At 62.1% G+C, this 18,410-nt stretch carries 21 protein-coding genes; 19 read left to right on the top strand and 2 right to left on the bottom strand.

What is annotated here, in order from left to right; genetic code table 11:
• The first annotated feature begins 118 nt into the window (after positions 1-118).
• The 10 genes from F7R20_RS22015 (at position 119) to F7R20_RS21970 (ending at position 9,176) form a co-directional block, all read left to right on the top strand.
• The gene (locus F7R20_RS22015; protein ID WP_003199125.1) at positions 119-490 is read left to right on the top strand and encodes a chemotaxis response regulator CheY; all 372 of its coding nucleotides are present in this window, start codon (positions 119-121) and stop codon (positions 488-490) included.
• 18 nt (positions 491-508) lie between these two features.
• A complete protein-coding gene (locus tag F7R20_RS22010; RefSeq protein WP_003199127.1) occupies positions 509-1,294 on the top strand; it encodes a protein phosphatase CheZ in 786 nt (261 codons plus the stop codon).
• Positions 1,295-1,324: 30 nt separating this feature from the next.
• Complete coding sequence (locus tag F7R20_RS22005; RefSeq protein ID WP_003199130.1) at positions 1,325-3,586, top strand: chemotaxis protein CheA; 2,262 nt, start codon at positions 1,325-1,327, stop codon at positions 3,584-3,586.
• A gap of 48 nt (positions 3,587-3,634) precedes the next feature.
• Positions 3,635-4,768, top strand: coding sequence for a protein-glutamate methylesterase/protein-glutamine glutaminase (locus F7R20_RS22000; RefSeq protein ID WP_003199133.1), 1,134 nt, complete (start codon positions 3,635-3,637; stop codon positions 4,766-4,768).
• A complete protein-coding gene (locus F7R20_RS21995) occupies positions 4,768-5,508 on the top strand; it encodes a flagellar motor protein (protein WP_003199135.1) in 741 nt (246 codons plus the stop codon). The genes F7R20_RS22000 and F7R20_RS21995 overlap by 1 nt, the downstream gene beginning before the upstream one ends.
• A gap of 15 nt (positions 5,509-5,523) precedes the next feature.
• Positions 5,524-6,408, top strand: a complete 885-nt coding sequence (gene motD / locus F7R20_RS21990) for a flagellar motor protein MotD (protein ID WP_003199137.1) — start codon at positions 5,524-5,526, stop codon at positions 6,406-6,408.
• A gap of 49 nt (positions 6,409-6,457) precedes the next feature.
• Positions 6,458-7,249: a ParA family protein gene (locus F7R20_RS21985; protein ID WP_003199140.1), complete on the top strand. Its 792-nt coding sequence runs from the start codon at positions 6,458-6,460 to the stop codon at positions 7,247-7,249.
• 96 nt (positions 7,250-7,345) lie between these two features.
• Positions 7,346-8,221 (top strand): CheW domain-containing protein, encoded by an 876-nt coding sequence (locus F7R20_RS21980; protein WP_003199142.1) that lies wholly within the window; start codon positions 7,346-7,348, stop codon positions 8,219-8,221.
• A gap of 72 nt (positions 8,222-8,293) precedes the next feature.
• Positions 8,294-8,779 carry a chemotaxis protein CheW gene (locus F7R20_RS21975; protein ID WP_003199144.1) on the top strand — a complete coding sequence of 162 codons (486 nt, stop codon included), beginning with the start codon at positions 8,294-8,296 and terminating at the stop codon, positions 8,777-8,779.
• 1 nt (position 8,780) lies between these two features.
• The gene (locus tag F7R20_RS21970; protein WP_003183966.1) at positions 8,781-9,176 is read left to right on the top strand and encodes a DUF2802 domain-containing protein; all 396 of its coding nucleotides are present in this window, start codon (positions 8,781-8,783) and stop codon (positions 9,174-9,176) included.
• Positions 9,177-9,345: 169 nt separating this feature from the next.
• On the opposite strand, the gene F7R20_RS21965 is transcribed toward F7R20_RS21970, so the two are convergent.
• Entirely contained in the window at positions 9,346-9,675 is a 330-nt protein-coding gene (locus F7R20_RS21965) for an EscU/YscU/HrcU family type III secretion system export apparatus switch protein (protein WP_003199146.1), read from the bottom strand.
• Positions 9,672-11,243: a flagellar hook-length control protein FliK gene (gene fliK, locus F7R20_RS21960; RefSeq protein ID WP_003199148.1), complete on the bottom strand. Its 1,572-nt coding sequence runs from the start codon at positions 11,241-11,243 to the stop codon at positions 9,672-9,674. The genes F7R20_RS21965 and fliK overlap by 4 nt, the downstream gene beginning before the upstream one ends.
• 198 nt (positions 11,244-11,441) lie before the next feature.
• Here fliK and ccmA point away from each other — a divergent pair, with 198 nt between their 5' ends.
• From ccmA to ccmI, 9 genes are all read left to right on the top strand, one after another.
• Positions 11,442-12,077: a cytochrome c biogenesis heme-transporting ATPase CcmA gene (gene ccmA / locus F7R20_RS21955; RefSeq protein WP_003199149.1), complete on the top strand. Its 636-nt coding sequence runs from the start codon at positions 11,442-11,444 to the stop codon at positions 12,075-12,077.
• Positions 12,074-12,742 (top strand): heme exporter protein CcmB, encoded by a 669-nt coding sequence (gene ccmB, locus F7R20_RS21950; protein WP_003199151.1) that lies wholly within the window; start codon positions 12,074-12,076, stop codon positions 12,740-12,742. The genes ccmA and ccmB overlap by 4 nt, the downstream gene beginning before the upstream one ends.
• 94 nt (positions 12,743-12,836) lie before the next feature.
• The gene (locus F7R20_RS21945) at positions 12,837-13,592 is read left to right on the top strand and encodes a heme ABC transporter permease (protein ID WP_003199153.1); all 756 of its coding nucleotides are present in this window, start codon (positions 12,837-12,839) and stop codon (positions 13,590-13,592) included.
• Positions 13,589-13,765 carry a heme exporter protein CcmD gene (gene ccmD, locus F7R20_RS21940; RefSeq protein WP_003199159.1) on the top strand — a complete coding sequence of 59 codons (177 nt, stop codon included), beginning with the start codon at positions 13,589-13,591 and terminating at the stop codon, positions 13,763-13,765. Before F7R20_RS21945 ends, ccmD begins: the two co-directional genes overlap by 4 nt.
• Positions 13,762-14,217, top strand: a complete 456-nt coding sequence (ccmE, locus tag F7R20_RS21935) for a cytochrome c maturation protein CcmE (RefSeq protein WP_003199160.1) — start codon at positions 13,762-13,764, stop codon at positions 14,215-14,217. The genes ccmD and ccmE overlap by 4 nt, the downstream gene beginning before the upstream one ends.
• Before the next feature lie 3 nt (positions 14,218-14,220).
• A complete protein-coding gene (locus tag F7R20_RS21930) occupies positions 14,221-16,209 on the top strand; it encodes a heme lyase CcmF/NrfE family subunit (protein ID WP_003199162.1) in 1,989 nt (662 codons plus the stop codon).
• Complete coding sequence (locus tag F7R20_RS21925) at positions 16,206-16,742, top strand: DsbE family thiol:disulfide interchange protein (RefSeq protein ID WP_003199163.1); 537 nt, start codon at positions 16,206-16,208, stop codon at positions 16,740-16,742. The genes F7R20_RS21930 and F7R20_RS21925 overlap by 4 nt, the downstream gene beginning before the upstream one ends.
• A complete protein-coding gene (locus F7R20_RS21920) occupies positions 16,739-17,212 on the top strand; it encodes a cytochrome c-type biogenesis protein (RefSeq protein WP_003199166.1) in 474 nt (157 codons plus the stop codon). Before F7R20_RS21925 ends, F7R20_RS21920 begins: the two co-directional genes overlap by 4 nt.
• A complete protein-coding gene (ccmI, locus tag F7R20_RS21915) occupies positions 17,205-18,407 on the top strand; it encodes a c-type cytochrome biogenesis protein CcmI (RefSeq protein ID WP_003199167.1) in 1,203 nt (400 codons plus the stop codon). The genes F7R20_RS21920 and ccmI overlap by 8 nt, the downstream gene beginning before the upstream one ends.
• Positions 18,408-18,410 lie beyond the last annotated feature (3 nt).

Genomic DNA, 18,410 nt, shown 5'->3' with positions numbered 1-18,410 from the left:
CCAGTCTCCATCCGTGGTGCTCCAGACCGTTGTCGAGTGTTGTGCCGGATTGATTGAAATGGCGCGTCCAGGTGCTGGGCGCGTTTAAGACTGCTTGGAGGTCGAATTGGACAAGAACATGAAAATCCTCATCGTTGATGACTTCTCAACGATGCGGCGGATCATAAAAAACCTGTTGCGTGACCTTGGGTTCACCAACACGGCCGAAGCAGATGACGGGACCACTGCGCTCCCGATGTTGCACAGTGGCAACTTCGATTTTCTGGTCACCGACTGGAACATGCCGGGCATGACCGGTATCGACCTGTTGCGCCAGGTGCGTGCCGACGAAAAACTCAAGCATCTTCCGGTGCTGATGGTCACTGCCGAAGCCAAGCGCGAGCAGATCATCGAAGCGGCCCAGGCCGGTGTAAACGGCTATGTGGTCAAACCCTTCACGGCCCAGGCGTTGAAAGAGAAGATTGAAAAAATCTTCGAACGCATCGGTTAACGGCGCCACGGGGGAGCTATGGATAACGAATCTTCAATGGGTGATTTCGAATCGACCCTGAAAAAACATGCCCGCGAACTGGTCGACAGCCTTGAAAAAGGTCGTTTTGGCGATGCGGTTCAAATGATCCATGAGCTCAACCAGACCCGTGACCGCGGTCTGTATCAGGAGGTGGGCAAGCTCACGCGTGAATTGCACAGCGCGATTGTCAATTTCCAGATCGACCCGAATATGCCGCAGGCCGAGGAAGTCTCGCAGATCACCGACGCCACCGAGCGTCTGGGTTATGTGGTCAAGCTGACCGAGGCCGCGGCCAACCGCACCATGGACCTGGTGGAAAGCGCAACGCCCCTGGTCAACGGCCTGAGCGAAGAAGCCCAGGCCTTGAGCACCGACTGGGGTCGGTTCATGCGGCGCGAAGTCGGCGCCGAAGAGTTTCGGGAGTTGGCCCGTCGGGTCGACGGTTTCCTGGCGCGCAGCAGCACCGAGAACCGCGCGGTGGCAAGCAACCTCAACGATATTCTGCTGGCTCAGGACTATCAGGACCTGACCGGCCAGGTGATCAAGCGTGTGACCCAACTGGTCACCGAAGTGGAAAGTAACCTGCTCAAACTGGTGTTGATGGCCAGCCAGGTAGACCGCTTTGCAGGCATCGAACACGACCGTGAAGCGATGCTTGCTGAAAAAGATCCACAAAAACATCTCTCTCAGGGTGAAGGTCCGCAGATTCATGCCGATAAAAGAGAAGACGTTATGTCCGGTCAGGACGATGTGGACGATTTGCTGTCCAGCCTTGGATTCTGAGTTTTAGCCCTGTTTTAGGAGCAGCCATTAATGAGCTTCGGCGCCGATGAAGAGATCCTTCAGGATTTCCTGGTTGAGGCCGGCGAGATTCTAGAGCAACTGTCCGAACAGCTGGTCGAGCTGGAAAGCCGACCAGATGATGCGGATCTGCTCAATGCAATTTTTCGCGGTTTCCACACTGTAAAAGGAGGCGCCGGCTTCCTCCAGCTCAACGAGCTGGTGGAGTGCTGTCACATTGCCGAAAACGTGTTCGACATCCTGCGCAAGGGTGAGCGTCGCGTTGATTCGGAACTGATGGACGTGGTGCTTGAAGCGCTGGATGCGGTCAACAGCATGTTCAGCGAAGTGCGTGAGCGCTCGCCGATCACCGCTGCCACGCCTGAGTTGCTCGCCGCGCTGGCACGCCTGGCGGAGCCGCAATCGGCTGATGAAGCGGCTCCGGTTGCCGAGGCAGTGGCTGAAGAGCCGGTCGCCGAAGAGTCGGGCGACATCACCGATAACGAATTTGAACAACTGCTGGATTCGCTGAACGCCGTCAAGGCCCAAGCCGAAGCGCCGGCGGCACCTGCTGCGCCGCCCGCCAATGCAACAGCTGACGCCAGTGATGAAATCACCGACGACGAGTTCGAGTCATTGCTCGACCAGCTCCATGGCAAAGGCCAGTTCGCTCCCGATGCGGTCACGCCAGCGGCGACTCCGGCTGCCCCGAAAGCGGCGGGCGACAACTCCGACATCACCGACGACGAATTCGAAGCCTTGCTCGATCAGTTGCACGGCAAGGGCACGTTTGCCGTTGACGCGCTGGATTCGGCCATCGCTTCCGCGCCGACGCCAGCCAAGCCGGCTGCCGCCGCGGCTGGCAGCGACCTGATCAGCGATCACGAATTCGAATCGCTGCTCGACGAACTGCACGGCAAAGGCAAGTTTACAGAAGTCGGGAAGGCTGCGGCTGCTCCTGCTGCCGGCACTACCGCCACTGCTGTTCCAGCAGCCAAGGCTGCGCCCAAACCCGCTGCCAAGGCACCGGAACCGAAGGCCGAACCCGCCAAGCCTGCTGCCACTGCGGCCCCGGCACCTGCCCGTGCTGCGGCGGCTGCGCCAGCGGAAAAACCGGCCAGCGAAGCCGAGACTACCGTTCGGGTCGATACCGCACGCCTGGACGAGATCATGAACATGGTCGGCGAACTGGTGCTGGTGCGTAACCGTCTGGTGCGCCTGGGCCTCAATAGCCAGGACGAAGCCATGTCCAAGGCCGTGTCGAACCTCGACGTGGTCACGGCGGACCTGCAGACCGCAGTCATGAAGACCCGGATGCAGCCGATCAAGAAAGTCTTCGGGCGCTTCCCGCGCCTGGTTCGCGACCTGGCTCGCCAGCTCAAGAAAGAAATCAACCTGGAACTGGTGGGTGAAGAGACCGACCTCGACAAGAACCTTGTCGAGGCCCTGGCCGACCCGCTGGTCCACTTGGTGCGCAACGCGGTCGACCACGGCATCGAGTCGCCGGAAGAGCGCGAAGCCTCGGGCAAGGTCCGCAGCGGCAAGGTGATCCTGGCCGCCGAGCAGGAAGGCGACCACATCCTGCTGTCGATCTCCGACGACGGCAAAGGCATGGATCCGAACGTGTTGCGTTCCATCGCGGTGAAACGCGGTGTGATGGACAAGGATGCCGCCGACCGCCTGAGCGACACCGAGTGCTACAACCTGATCTTCGCCCCGGGTTTCTCGACCAAGACCGAGATTTCCGACGTGTCGGGCCGTGGCGTGGGCATGGACGTGGTGAAAACCAAGATTTCCCAGCTCAACGGTTCGATCAATATCTACTCGACCAAGGGCCAGGGCTCGAAGATCGTCATCAAGGTCCCGCTGACCCTGGCGATCATGCCGACCCTGATGGTGATGCTGGGCAACCAGGCCTTCGCCTTCCCGCTGGTCAACGTCAACGAGATCTTCCACCTCGACCTGTCGCGCACCAACGTGGTGGACGGCCAGGAAGTGGTGATCGTACGGGACAAGGCACTGCCACTGTTCTACCTCAAGCGCTGGTTGGTCAGCTCCGCCGCTCATGTGGAGCAGGGTGAGGGCCATGTGGTGATCCTTTCGGTGGGCACCCAGCGGATCGGCTTCGTCGTCGACCAGTTGGTGGGCCAGGAAGAAGTGGTCATCAAGCCGTTGGGCAAGATGCTCCAGGGCACCCCGGGCATGTCCGGCGCCACCATCACCGGCGACGGCCGCATCGCGTTGATTCTCGATGTGCCAAGCATGCTCAAGCGTTACGCCGCCCGGCGTATTTGATTCTGGAGGGGCGTGGCCCAGGGCCGCGCCTCGTCTAACGGAGTGTTTATGGTAGTTAAAGTCCTGGTGGTGGACGATTCGGGGTTTTTCCGCCGCCGCGTCTCGGAAATTCTTTCGGCGGACACGAGTATTCAGGTCGTCGGTACCGCGACCAACGGCAAAGAGGCGATCGATCAGGCCCTGGCACTCAAGCCGGACGTGATCACCATGGACTACGAGATGCCGATGATGGATGGCATCACGGCCGTGCGGCATATCATGCAGCGCTGCCCGACCCCGGTATTGATGTTCTCGTCCCTGACCCATGAAGGCGCCCGAGTGACCCTCGATGCGCTGGACGCCGGGGCGGTGGATTTCCTGCCGAAAAATTTCGAAGACATTTCGCGCAACCCCGACAAAGTCCGGCAGTTGCTGTGCGAAAAGGTCCACAGCATTTCCCGCAGCAATCGTCGTGTCGGTGCCTACAGCGCACCGGCGCCAGCCCCTGTTGCGGCGCCAAGCCCGGCGCCGACTGCATCGAGCAGCTTCAATCCGGCACCGGTACGCAGTGCACCGGCACCAGCCCCTGCGCCGGCTCGCCCGGTGCCCGCCAGTGCGTCGTCGCCGGCGCCCAAGCGCAAAGCCTACAAGCTGGTCGCTATTGGCACGTCCACGGGTGGCCCGGTGGCGCTGCAACGGGTCCTGACCCAGTTGCCGGCCAACTTCCCGGCCCCCATCGTGCTGATCCAGCACATGCCGGCGGCGTTCACCAAGGCTTTCGCGGAGCGCCTGGACAAGCTGTGCAACATCAGCGTCAAGGAAGCCGAGGATGGCGACATCCTGCGTCCAGGCCTGGCGTTGTTGGCGCCAGGTGGCAAGCAGATGATGATCGATGGCCGCGGCGCGGTGAAAATCCTGCCGGGCGACGAGCGTCTGAACTACAAGCCTTGCGTGGACATTACCTTCGGTTCCGCGGCCAAGTCCTACGGTGACAAAGTTCTGGCGGTGGTGCTCACCGGCATGGGCGCCGACGGTCGCGAAGGCGCGCGCCTGCTCAAGCAGGGCGGCAGTGCGATCTGGGCCCAGGACGAAGCCAGCTGCGTGATCTACGGCATGCCAATGGCCATCGTAAAAGCCGATCTCGCCGACGCAGTGTACGGATTGGACGACATCGGTAGACACCTGGTCGAGGCCTGCCTGTAATGGATGTACTCAGCCTGATCGGCATCATCATGGCGTTCGTCGCCATCATTGGCGGCAATTATCTGGAAGGCGGTCATCTGGGCGCGCTGGCCAACGGCCCGGCGGCGTTGATCGTGCTCGGTGGCACCATTGGCGCGGCGCTGTTGCAGTCGCCCATGAGCGCTTTCAAGCGCGCCATGCAAGTGCTGATCTGGATTCTGTTCCCGCCCCGTGTCGACCTGGCCGGTGGTATCGATCGTGTGGTGAACTGGAGTCTGACCGCTCGCAAGGAGGGCCTGCTGGGGCTGGAAGGGGTGGCCGATGCCGAGCCCGACAGCTACTCACGCAAAGGCCTGCAATTGCTGGTGGACGGCGCCGAGCCGGAAGCCATCCGCAGCATCCTGGAAGTGGATTTCTACACCCAGGAAAGCCGCGATATCGAAGCGGCCAAGGTGTTCGAAAGCATGGGCGGCTACGCGCCGACCATCGGCATCATCGGTGCGGTGATGGGCCTGATCCATGTGATGGGCAACCTGGCCGATCCGTCGCAATTGGGTAGCGGCATCGCCGTGGCGTTCGTCGCCACGATCTATGGCGTGGCGAGTGCCAACCTGGTGCTGCTGCCGATCGCGGCCAAGCTCAAGTCCATCGCGTTGCGCCAGTCGCGCTATCGCGAAATGCTGCTGGAAGGGATCCTGTCGATCGCCGAAGGTGAAAACCCGCGCTCCATTGAGTTGAAGCTCCAGGGCTTCATGGACTGATGGGAGACAAGGAATATGGCACGTCGCAGGCACACCGAAGAACACGTCAACCATGAACGCTGGCTCGTTTCCTACGCCGACTTCATCACCCTGCTGTTCGCCTTTTTCGTGGTCATGTATTCGATCTCGTCGGTCAACGAAGGCAAGTACAAGGTCATTTCCGAGGCGTTGATCGGCGTCTTCACGGATTCCGACCGCGCGCTCAAACCGATTCCCATCGGCGATGAGCGCCCCAAGACCACCACGCCGGCCAAGCCCTTGGTCAAGGACAGCGAACAGGTCGATGCCGGTATCGCCGGCGGTAGCGATCCGTTGAAAAGCATCGCCGACGATATCAGCGCGGCGTTCGGTGACCTGATCAGCTCCAACCAGATGACCGTGCGTGGCAACGAGTTGTGGGTCGAGATCGAGCTCAATTCCAGCCTGTTGTTCGGCAGCGGCGACGCCATGCCCAGCGACATGGCGTTCAACATCATCGATAAGGTCGCGGCGATCCTCAAGCCCTTCGACAACCCGATCCATGTCGAAGGCTTCACGGACGACCAACCGATCCGTACTTCGCAATACCCGACCAACTGGGAGCTGTCCTCGGCCCGTTCGGCGAGCATCGTGCGCATGCTGGCGATGCAGGGCGTGAACCCCGGCCGCCTGGCCTCGGTGGGCTACGGCGAGTTTCAGCCGGTCGCCAACAACGCCACGGCCGAGGGGCGTGCGCGCAACCGGCGGGTGGTGCTGGTGGTGTCGCGCAACCTCGATGTGCGTCGCAGCCTGACCGGTACCGGTACGGCCAAAGCAACTCCGGATGCGGCATTGAAGCGGGCTGGCACACAAACTGCACCGGCTCCGGTCAAGTCGCCGGGAAGACAGAGTGCCGTCAATTCTCCGTCACCCGCTTTATAACCGAGCTATTTCTCGGTCGAGCCTGTTTCGGCCGGGAGGAACGATCCAAATGAGAGTCTGGGCAGTCGCCAATCAAAAAGGTGGTGTGGGCAAGACCACATCTTCCATCGCTTTAGCCGGGTTGCTGGCCGAGGCGGGCAAGCGCGTGGTCATTGTCGACCTGGACCCCCATGGCTCGATGACCAGCTATTTCGGCTACGATCCCGACAGCCTGGAGCACAGCAACTACGACCTGTTCCTGCACAAGGGCGTTGTGCCCGAGGGCCTGCCGGGGCAGTTGCTGTTGTCCACCAGCGACGAGCGGATTTCCCTGCTGCCATCGAGCACCGCCCTGGCCACCCTGGAGCGACAGTCGCCGGGGCAGGGCGGGTTGGGCCTGGTGATCGCCAAGAGTCTGGCGCAGCTGTGGCAGGATTTCGATTACGCGATCATCGACAGCCCGCCGTTGCTGGGTTTGCTGATGGTCAATGCCTTGGCAGCCAGCCAACAATTGGTCATTCCGGTGCAGACCGAGCACCTGGCGGTCAAGGGCCTGGAGCGCATGGTCAATACACTGGCGATGGTCAACCGCTCGCGCAAGCAGACGCTGGCCTTCAACATCGTGCCAACCCTGTTCGATCGTCGTACCCAGGCCTCCCTGGGCACCTTGCGGGTGTTGCGGGACAAGTACCCGGAAGACATCTGGCAAGGCTATATCCCCGTTGATACCCGCTTGCGGGACGCCAGCCGTGCCGGTGTGACCCCGTCGCAATTCGATGGCAAGAGCCGCGGAGTGCTGGCCTATCGGGCGCTGCTCAAGCACCTGTTGACCCAACAGCTTGTTCCGCAGCAGGTGGCTTAAGGTGACGAGGCTTTCCACTGGCATTGTGTTCGCCTGCGAACGCTCAAGTCCTGCCGCATTCATGCCGATAACCTCTTCAAGTGGCGCACTGTTCCTATGAGCCGCCCGATAAAGACAACCTCGCGTCCGCAAATGGCCCTGCAGTCCTATCTGGATGGGCTGCTGCAGGAAGCGACCGAAGAATTGCCACCACAGCCAAGCGTGATCGAGGCGTTGCCCGAGAACGTCGAAGCCAAGGGTGTGCTGGATGAGTTTCAGGCGGCCGTGCTCGAAGAGCAGGCCCGTGACGCACAAAAATCAGTGATAGCTGCAGCGGTCGAGGCACCGTTTATCAAGCCCCAGGTGGCGGTCATGGACGCGCCTGCGCCGATCCTGGCGCCGGTCTCGACCGTTGCCCCGCTGCTACAAGGCCTGGTGACGCCGGTGGTGGAAATCCACCTGCCGCCGAGCAATCCGCCGCCACCGGTGCCGGGCGACGACCGTCCGGCCTGGGCCGCCGAGCCGTTCGAGTGTCTGTTGTTTGATGTGGCCGGGTTGACCCTGGCGGTGCCGCTGGTATGCCTGGGGTCGATTTATTCCCTGGCCGGGCAGGAATTGACGCCGTTGTTTGGCCAGCCGGAATGGTTCCTCGGAATCCTGCCGAGCCAGGCCGGCAACCTGAAGGTACTGGATACGGCACGCTGGGTCATGCCGGACCGTTATCGCGATGATTTTCGCCAAGGCTTGCAGTACGTGATTTCAGTGCAGGGTTACGAGTGGGGTTTGGCGGTGCATCAGGTCAGCCGTTCGCTGCGCCTGGACCCGAACGAGATCAAGTGGCGCAGCCATCGAGGGCAACGGCCATGGCTGGCCGGTACGGTGATCGAGCATATGTGCGCCTTGCTGGACGTTTCCGAGCTGGCGGAGCTGATCGCCAGCGGCGGGGCAAAACACCTGGGTGGCAGTAAGAAGCCGGTCCAGAAACCGAAATAAGATAACCGGCGGCGCCCAGCGTCGTCGGACAGAATACACGCCGCCACAGGCGGTTTTTCGAGGGGTCAGGGTATGAATGATAAGGCGTCGTCTCAAAAGGGTTCTGAAGATCCGATTCTGCAATGGGTGACCTTCAAGCTCGATAACGAAACCTACGGCATCAACGTGATGCGCGTTCAGGAAGTGCTGCGCTATACCGAGATCGCCCCGGTACCGGGTGCACCGAGCTACGTGCTGGGCATCATCAACCTGCGTGGCAACGTGGTCACGGTGATCGATACCCGCCAGCGCTTCGGCCTGATGAATGCCGAGATCAGCGACAACACCCGGATCGTCATCATCGAAGCCGACAAGCAAGTGGTTGGCATCATGGTCGACAGCGTCGCCGAAGTGGTTTACCTGCGCCAGTCGGAAATCGAGACTGCGCCGAACGTGGGTAATGAAGAATCCGCCAAGTTCATTCAGGGCGTGTGCAACAAGAACAACGAGTTGTTGATTCTGGTTGAACTGGACAAGATGATGAGCGAAGAAGAGTGGTCGGAACTGGAGAGTATCTGATTTGATTCTTGAGGTAGCAGTCATTGTCCTGTTCCTTTTCTGGGCAGGCACGCTGGCGATGTTCTTGGCGTACATACGTGGCCAGCGACAGATCGCCGCTCAGCAGGCCCAGGGCGATGCGCTGCGCGACCAGCGCATCAAGGACCTGGCCAAGCGCGTCGATGATTACCAGAACGGCACCGTGCGCATGGGCGAAGCACTCCATGAGCTGCGTGCCGTGGTCGCGCCGTTGCCGGATAAACTCGCCCAGTTGGAACAGCGCGACCCCTCCAGCCTGTCCTTCGCCCAGGCTGCCCGTCTGGTGGGCATGGGCGCCAGTGTCGACGAACTGACCCAAGCCTGCGGCCTGACCCAGGCCGAGGCGGAGTTGATGAGTAAGCTGCATAAGGGCGGCTGATCGCCTTCACCCCCCGATCCAATTGTGGGGGCGAGCTTGCTCGCGATAGCGGTGTGACAGTCAACAGAGATGTTGAATGTGAGTCCGCAATCGCGAGCAAGCTCGCTCCCACAGGTTTTTTTTTGTCGCTCACACACTGATCATTCCAGCCCAAGCACCGCCGCTGTGATCAGTAGTCGTCGCCGCGGTCGGTCACATCTTTCTCGACACTCGGCGCATTCGGGTCGTAGCCCTGGGGAAACTTGCCCTTGAGGTTCCAGGCAAACGCAATGATCTCGGCAATCGTGCGGTACAGCTCTTCCGGGATGCTGTCCCCCAGCTCCATCCGCGCCAACAGCTTCACCAGCTCGGCATTTTCATAGATCGGCACCTCGCTTTCGCGGGCGATGCGCAGGATTTCCTCGGCCAGGGCTTCGTCGCCCTTGGCGGTGAGGGTCGGGGCGTGGTGGCCGTCGTACTTGAGGGCGATGGCCTGGCGGGGTTCGGTATGGGTTGTCATGCGGTTTCGTCCACCCAGCGTTGTTCCAGGCGAGTCTTGGGGCCTTGGGGCGGGGTGCCGAGGTGGCAGTCCAGCTCGCCGACGTTCAGGCCACAGGTCACCAGGCGTTCACGCAAGGCTGTCAGGTTGCTTTCGATCAGGCTTGCGGTGTACGGCCGTTCTGCCCACAGCTGGCTGGACAGGCTGCCGCTGAGCAACTGCGCCTGAACCTGCAGTGGGCCGAGCGGTTCCATGTCGAACGCCAATTCCACCCGCCAGAGCTGCTGTTTTGGCTCGCGTTCTTCCCGGCGCTCGTTGGGTTGCTCCCGGGGCGGGGTTTCCTCACGCTGGAACTTGACCTGCAACGGCACGATGTCCTGCAAGTTGCGCATCGGGATCTCCAATTGCCAGGTGCTCATCAGCCGACCGTCGTCGGTCAGGCCGGTCTGTTCCAGGCTCGACAACTGATGGCTTTGCAGGCGTGACACGGCGGCAGCGGCCAGGCGCAGCAGGTGTTCGAGGTCGCCTTCTTCGTCCTGGCCTTTCATCTGGCGCGAGGGCAGGGGGAAGCTGGTGGGTTGTGGCTTGGCGCTGACCTGGCCGAGCATCCCCAGGGCGCTGCGTACGAAGCTAGGCAGGACTTGGGCCAACGTATTGGCGGCAATGATGGCGCTGAGGTTGGTGGAGGTGGGTAGGGCCGGTGTCAGTTGGGCGATCAGTTTCAGCAGGTCGCCTTTCATGTCCGGCGCCAGGCTCGGCGGCTGCCCGGCGAGCAACTTGCTTTCCAGGAACACACCGCTGGCGACCATGGCCTGGGCCAGCCCCTTGGGCGTACTCAGTTGCTGGACATCCGGCAGGCTGGCCAACAGGCGTGTCACCGCGGCGCGCAGCTCGGCACCGGTGTCGTCGGTGGCCGGAAGGTTTTGCAGGGCGGTGATCAGGCTGTCCAGCGAGCCCTGCTGGCTCATTTGCGTGACCAACTGCTGGCTCACCGCCAATTGCTCCTGGCGGTTGCTCAGCGGAACGAACTTCAGCGTCTGAGTATCTTGCACCTGGGCACTCAACAGCGTGCCGATGCGCAGCGGCTGCGGGCTGTCGATGTCCAGGGTGCTACCCGCCTGGGCGGTATTGAGCAAGCTTACCAACGACCGATACACCGCCGGTTGTCCCGGCAGCTGCGGCAACGCCTGACTGGTCAGCACTTTGCCTTGCAGCAGGGTGCCGACCGGCAACTGCGCCGTGTCGATTCGGGTGAGGGTGGCGACGCTGGAGGCCACGGCCTGTTGCACGGCAATCGCCAGGTTGCTGGCGGACGGCTGCGTCACGGCCAGGCTGGTGCCTTGGGGCAACGGCTGGGTGCTGGTGGCCTGCACGGTGGTCTGGCGGCCGCTCTCCAGGGTGACCTTGAGCAACAGCTGGAAAGTCTGGTCGGCCTGCTTGAGCGACAGCACTTCGGCCTGGGCGGTCTGGCCCGAGCTGATCAGGCCTTCGGTCGGCACCAGCAGTTTGAGCAGCTCGCCATTGACCGCTGGCATACGCGTGGTTGCCGTGGCCTGGGGCAGCGGCAGGATGTTCATGTCGCCTGTCATTTGCGGTCTTACCTTGGGGAAATAAGCTCTCTTGAGAGGAGGTTAGGGCATGTATAATGCCGCCCGTCTTTCAGGGAGTGGCGAAAACCTTGCAATTGTTTGACGCAGCTCTGTGGAACAGCTCGTCAATGCATCTATGCTGCATCTCTTTAACGGCCGCTGCACCGCCGACTTGAACCGTATAAGGCCCGCGATCCCTTGACCAGTCCTCTCCTGCAAACCGTCGGCCTCGCCTGTGAGCGAGACTTGCGACTGCTTTTCGAAAATCTCGAATTGAGACTCTCGCGTGGCGACATGGTGCAAATCAGTGGTCCCAACGGCAGCGGCAAGACCAGCTTGCTGCGCCTGCTGGCCGGGTTGATGCAACCCACCGCAGGCCAAGTGTTGCTCAATGGCCAGCCCTTGCACAGCCAGCGTAGCGAACTGGCCCGCAACCTGCTCTGGATCGGCCATGCCGCCGGTATCAAGGATTTGCTGACCCCCGAAGAGAACCTCAGTTGGCTCTGCGCATTGCATACGCCGGCCGGCCGCGAAGCGATCTGGCAGGCGTTGGCGGCGGTAGGGCTGCGCGGCTTCGAAGACGTGCCGAGCCACACCTTGTCCGCCGGCCAGCAACGCCGCGTGGCCCTGGCCCGGCTGTATCTGGACAGCCCGCCGCTGTGGATTCTCGACGAGCCGTTCACCGCCCTGGACAAGCAGGGTGTCGCGCAGCTCGAGGAACACTTGGCCCAGCACTGTGAAAACGGTGGCATGGTGCTCTTGACCACTCACCACACGCTGGCGCGGATGCCGGCCGGTTATCGCAACATTGATCTGGGGAACTGGGCCGTATGAGTGTGTTTGGCCTGTTGCTTGCCCGCGAGGCGCGCCTGCTGTTCCGTCGTCCGGCCGAATTGGCCAATCCGCTGGTGTTCTTCGCGATAGTGATTGCGTTGTTCCCGTTGGCGGTCGGGCCGGAGACTCAATTGTTGCAAACCTTGTCTCCGGGACTGGTCTGGGTCGCCGCGCTTTTATCGGTCCTGCTCTCGCTGGACGGGCTTTTCCGCAGTGATTTCGAAGACGGTTCACTGGAACAGTGGGTCCTTTCGTCGCACCCCCTGGCCCTTCTGGTTTTAGCCAAGGTACTGGCACACTGGGTTTTTTCCGGGCTGGCACTGGTATTGCTCTCGCCACTGCTGGCAATGATGCTGGGGCTGCCCGGCGCGTGCATGCCGGTGCTGCTGGTGTCGCTGCTGCTGGGCACGCCGGTGCTGAGCCTGCTCGGTGCGGTGGGCGCGGCGTTGACGGTGGGGTTGAAGCGCGGCGGCCTGTTGCTGGCGCTGCTGATCCTGCCGTTGTATATCCCGGTCCTGATCCTGGGCAGTGGTGCCTTGCAAGCGGCGTTGCAAGGAATGCCCGCGACCGGTTATCTGCTGTGGCTTGGTAGCCTGACCGCCCTGGCGATAACCCTGACACCCTTTGCAATAGCCGCTGGCCTGAAGATCAGCGTCGGCGAATAATAACGAGGCCTGGTCAAAAATTGACCACTTCTTTGGAAGTAAAGGCTGCCCCGGCGGTTCGTGACGGCGAGCCGCAACCGTGATGGAAACAGCAATGAACTGGACCTGGTTTCACAAGCTCGGCTCACCCAAGTGGTTCTACGGCATCAGCGGCAAACTGCTCCCATGGTTGAGCATCGCTGCACTGTTGTTGATTGGTTCTGGCGTAGTCTGGGGCCTGGCCTTCGCACCGCCGGACTACCAGCAGGGCAACAGCTTCCGCATCATCTACATCCACGTACCCACGGCGATGCTGGCCCAGTCCGTCTACGTGATGCTGGCGGTGTGCGGTGTGGTAGGGCTGGTGTGGAAGATGAAGCTGGCCGACGTGGCCCTGCAATGCGCTGCGCCCATCGGTGCCTGGATGACTGCCGTGGCGCTGGTCACCGGGGCCATCTGGGGCAAGCCGACCTGGGGTTCGTGGTGGGTCTGGGATGCGCGACTGACGTCGATGCTGATCCTGCTGTTCCTGTACTTCGGTCTTATTGCGCTGGGCAACGCCATCAGCAATCGTGACAGTGCCGCCAAGGCCTGCGCGGTACTGGCGATTGTCGGTGTGATCAACATCCCGATCATCAAGTACTCGGTGGAGTGGTGGAACACCCTGCACCAGGGGGCGACTTTCACGCTTACCGAAAAACCGGCAATGCCCGTCGAAATGTGGCTGCCGCTGTTGCTGACCGTGTTGGGTTTCTACTGTTTCTTCGGCGCGGTGCTGCTGCTGCGCATGCGCCTGGAAGTGCTCAAGCGCGAGTCCCGGGCCAGTTGGGTGAAGGCCGAAGTACAGAACAGCCTGGAGGCCGCTCGATGAGTTTCGCTTCATTCGGCGATTTCCTCGCCATGGGCCATCATGGCCTGTATGTCTGGTCAGCCTATGGCATCTGCCTGGTGGTGCTGGCCCTCAACGTGGCGGTGCCAATCCTGGCCCGCAAGCGGTATCTGCAACAAGAGGCGCGTCGTCTGCGCCGGGAGAACGGTCAGTGAATCCGCTGCGCAAAAAACGTCTTGTCATCATTCTTGCGATCCTGGTGGGTGTCGGTGCCGCGGTCGCCCTGGCCCTGAGCGCCCTGCAGCAAAACATCAACCTGTTCTACACCCCGACCCAGATCGCCAACGGCGAAGCGCCCAAGGACACCCGCATCCGCGCTGGCGGCATGGTGGAAAAAGGCTCGCTGGAGCGCTCCGGGGATTCCCTGGACGTGAAATTCAATGTCACCGACTTCAACAAGACCGTGACCATCACCTATCGCGGCATCCTCCCGGACCTGTTCCGCGAAGGGCAGGGCATCGTCGCCCTGGGCAAGCTCAACGCCGACGGCGTAGTGGTGGCCGACGAAGTGCTGGCCAAGCACGACGAAAAATACATGCCGCCGGAAGTGACCAAGGCGCTGAAAGACAGCGGTCAGTCGGCGCCCGCTCCCGTGAAGGAGGGCTGATCAATGACTGCTGGCATCTTTATTCCCGAGTTGGGCCACCTGGCGATGATCCTTGCCCTGTGTTTCTCCCTGGTACAGGCCGTGGTGCCCTTGCTCGGTGCCTGGCGCGGCGACCGCTTGTGGATGAGCCTGGCCCAGCCGGCGGCGTGGGGGCAGTTCGCCTTCATGCTGTTCGCCTTCGGTTGCCTGACCTATGCGTTCATGGCCGACGATTTTTCCGTGGAATACGTCGCCAGCAACTCCAATAGCGCCTTGCCCTGGTACTACAAGTTCAGCGCCGTGTGGGGCGCCCACGAAGGCTCGCTGCTGCTTTGGGCGTTGATCCTGGCCGGCTGGACCTTCGCCGTCTCGGTGTTCTCCCGGCAGTTGCCCCAGGTGATGCTGGCCCGGGTGCTCGCGGTGATGGGCATGATCAGCACCGGTTTCCTGCTGTTTTTGATCGTCACCTCCAACCCGTTCGAGCGCATCCTGCCGCAGATGCCGACGGATGGCCGCGACCTCAACCCATTGCTGCAAGACATCGGCCTGATCGTTCATCCGCCCATGCTCTACATGGGCTACGTCGGCTTCTCCGTGGCCTTCGCCTTCGCCATCGCCGCGTTGCTCGGTGGTCGTCTCGATGCGGCGTGGGCACGCTGGTCGCGTCCGTGGACCATCGTCGCCTGGGCCTTCCTCGGCATCGGTATCACCCTCGGTTCATGGTGGGCCTACTACGAACTCGGCTGGGGCGGCTGGTGGTTCTGGGACCCGGTGGAAAACGCCTCGTTCATGCCCTGGTTGGTGGGCACGGCGCTGATCCATTCCCTGGCGGTCACGGAAAAACGCGGTGTGTTCAAGAGTTGGACCGTGCTGCTGGCCATCGCGGCGTTCTCGCTGAGCCTGCTGGGGACGTTCCTGGTGCGCTCGGGCGTGCTGACGTCGGTGCATGCCTTCGCCTCGGACCCTGAGCGTGGCGTGTTCATCCTGATGTTCCTGCTATTTGTGGTCGGCGGTTCGCTGACGCTGTTCGCCCTGCGTGCGCCGGTGGTCAAGAGCCAGGTTGGCTTCAACCTCTGGTCGCGGGAAACCCTGTTGCTGGGCAATAACCTGGTGCTGGTGGTGGCCGCGTCGATGATCCTGCTGGGGACGTTGTACCCGCTGGTGCTCGATGCGTTGTCCGGTGCCAAGCTGTCGGTGGGCCCGCCGTACTTCAATGCGCTGTTCATCCCGCTGATGGCTATCCTGATGGTAGTAATGGCCATCGGTATGCTGGTGCGTTGGAAAGATACCCCGGTCAAGTGGCTGCTGGGCATGTTGACCCCGGTGCTGCTGGGCACCGCCGCGCTGGCCGTGGTGGCCGGCGTGGCGTATGGCGATTTCAACTGGGCGGTACTGGCGACGTTCGTGCTGGCAGCCTGGGTATTGCTGGCGGGTGTACGGGACATCTTCGACAAGACCCGGCACAAAGGCCTGATCAAGGGGCTGCCGACCCTGACCCGCAGTTACTGGGGCATGCAGGTCGCACACCTGGGCATCGCCGTCTGCGCTCTGGGCGTGGTGCTGTCCAGCCAGAACAGCGCCGAGCGCGACCTGCGCCTGGCGCCGGGTGAGTCCATGGACCTGGCCGGCTATCAGTTCGTTTTCGAGGGCGCCAAACATTTCGAGGGCCCGAACTTCACATCCGACAAAGGCACTGTGCGAGTCCTTCGCAACGGCCAGGAAATCACCGTACTGCACCCGGAAAAACGTCTCTACACCGTGCAGAACTCGGTGATGACCGAAGCCGGCATCGATGCCGGTTTCACCCGCGATCTCTACGTGGCGCTGGGCGAGTCCCTGGGCGACGGCGCGTGGGCGGTGCGGGTCCACGTCAAGCCATTCGTGCGCTGGATCTGGTTCGGTGGCTTGCTCACCGGCCTGGGTGGGGTGCTGGCGGCGCTGGATCGGCGTTATCGAGTCAAGGTGAAAACCCGGGTGCGTGAAGCCCTGGGCGCGACGGGAGCCACTGCATGAAACGTTGGTTGATGTTGGTGCCGCTGGCGCTGTTCCTGTTGATGGCGGTGTTTTTGTACCGCGGGCTGTACCTGAATCCGACCGAGTTGCCCTCGGCGATGATCGGCAAGCCGTTTCCGGATTTCTCCCTGCCTTCGGTGCAGGGTGATAAAACCTTGACCCGCGCCGACCTGCTGGGCAAGCCGGCGCTGGTCAACGTGTGGGGCACCTGGTGCATCTCCTGCCGGGTCGAGCACCCGGTGTTGAACAAACTGGCCCAGAACGGCGTGGTGATCTACGGCGTCAATTACAAGGACGTCAACGTCGACGCCTTGAAGTGGCTGGCCGAGTTCCACAATCCGTATCAACTGGACATTCGCGATGAAGACGGTTCCCTGGGCCTGAACCTGGGTGTCTACGGTGCGCCGGAAACGTTCTTCATCGACGCCAAGGGCGTTATCCGCGACAAGTTCGTCGGCGTGATCGACGAACAGGTCTGGCGCGAGAAACTGGCCGCCAAGTATCAGGCACTGGTGGACGAGGCCAAGCCATGAAGCGCTGGTTAGCCGCCGCCATCCTCGGCCTGAGCCTTGCCGGCGTGGCCCACGCCGCCATTGATACCTACGAATTCGCCAACGACGGCGAGCGCGAACGGTTTCGTGAACTGACCAAGGAACTGCGCTGCCCCAAGTGCCAGAACCAGGACATCGCCGACTCCAACGCACCGATTGCCGCCGACTTGCGCAAGGAGATCTTCCGCATGCTCGGCGAGGGCAAGGACAACCAGCAGATCATCGATTTCATGGTCGATCGCTACGGTGAGTTCGTGCGCTACAACCCCGCCCTGTCCTCCAAGACGGCGCTGCTGTGGTTCGGCCCCGCCGGGCTGTTGTTCGGTGGTTTCGTCGTCATTGCAGTGATCGTGCGCCGCCGCCGGGTCCAGCGCACGGCCGCCCCGGACACGCTTTCTGTCGAAGAGCGCCAGCGCCTCGACCAACTGTTGGATAAAACCAAGCATGATTGATTTCTGGCTCGCCGCAGGTCTGCTTCTTCTGGTTGCCCTGAGTTTTCTGTTGATCCCTGTCCTGCGTGGTCGTCGCGCTCAACGCGAGGAGGACCGTACCGCGCTCAACGTGGCGCTGTACCAGGAACGCGTTGCCGAACTGCAAGCCGAGCGGGAGGAGGGCGTGCTCAACGCCGCGCAACTGGACACCGGTCGCGCCGAAGCTGCCCGTGAATTGCTCGCCGACACCGAGGGCGCCGATGCACCACGCGAATCCCGGTTGGGCAAGCCGTTGCCGTTGCTCGCCGCTGTGCTGGTGCCGGTGTTGGGCCTGGCGCTGTACCTGCATTTCGGTGCCAGCGACAAGGTCGAGCTGACCCGTGAATTCGCCCAGGCGCCGCAGTCGATGGAAGAGATGACCCTGCGCCTGGAACGTGCGGTGGCGGCGCAACCGGATAACGCCGAGGGCCTGTATTTCCTCGGGCGTACCTACATGGCGCAGGATCGGCCCGCAGACGCGGCAAAGATCTTCGAGCGCACCGTGGCGGTGGCCGGTCGCCAACCCGAACTGCTGGGCCAATGGGCCCAGGCGCAGTATTTTGCCGATGGCAAGAAATGGTCGGACAAGCTCCAGGCGCTGACCGACGAAGCGCTGAAGCTCGATCCGAAGGAAGTCACCAGCCTCGGCCTGTTGGGTATCGCCGCTTTTGAGGGTGAGCGCTATCAGGACGCGATCGATTACTGGGGACGCCTGCTGGTGGAACTGCCCGAGGGCGACAAGTCCCGTGAAGCGCTGCAGGGCGGCATTACCCGTGCCACCGAGAAGCTGCAAGCCAGTGGCGGCGAGGTCGCCCAGGCGCCGGTGGCCAAGGCTGCGGCACTGCTCAAGGTGCGCGTCGACCTGGCGCCGGCGCTCAAGGCCAAGGTGCAGCCGGGCGACAGCGTGTTCATCTTCGCCCGCGCCGTTTCCGGCCCGCCTGCGCCACTGGCCGCCAAGCGCCTGACGGTCGCCGATTTGCCGGTCACGGTAGAGCTGGGTGACGCGGACGCAATGATGCCGCAGTTGAAACTGTCGAACTTCCCCGAAGTCCAACTGGTGGCGCGCATCTCCCGGGCCGGCCAGCCGACCGCAGGTGAGTGGGTCGGCCGCAGCCAGCCCCTGGCGAGCACCACCACGGCGCAGCAACAATTGACCATCGACAGTCCGGACAAATAACAG

It is taken from the genome of Pseudomonas brassicacearum subsp. brassicacearum (genome assembly GCF_008801605.1).
Classification (GTDB): Bacteria; Pseudomonadota; Gammaproteobacteria; order Pseudomonadales; family Pseudomonadaceae; genus Aquipseudomonas; species Aquipseudomonas brassicacearum.
Note: the sequence above shows the minus strand (reverse complement) of the source record. Positions and strands in the feature narration are given on the sequence as shown.